This window comes from Lysinibacillus sp. RU7, assembly GCF_057837305.1.
The window spans coordinates 1-259 of sequence record NZ_JBYQFK010000181.1 but is presented as its reverse complement, the minus strand read 5'-3'; the positions used below and the strand labels follow the sequence as shown (position 1 = coordinate 259).

Annotated in this window: 1 protein-coding gene; it reads right to left on the bottom strand. The window is 66.8% G+C overall.

What is annotated here, in order from left to right; all coding sequences use genetic code 11:
- On the bottom strand, positions 1-259 hold a 259-nt coding region (locus AC3II9_RS22015; RefSeq protein WP_489158855.1), incomplete at both ends, for a Rieske 2Fe-2S domain-containing protein.

The window sequence follows — 259 nt, the reverse complement described above, 5'->3', positions numbered from 1 at the left end:
CCCGGCACCATGACGCACCAGCATTTCGGCACAGGCATGGCCCGCCGCCCCCGCACCGATGATGACGATGCGCCCGATCCCGGCATCGGCCTTCGGAACAGGCCTTTCGATTGGAGCGGCAGGCCCATCGATCCGCACCTGCCCATCCTCTTCGACCACTGCGAACCGGTCGAGCGATGCGAAGGCCGGAGCGCCGACAGCTTCACCGGTTTCCAGATCGAACCGGGCATGGTGCCAGGGACAGCGCAACGTTCCGTCG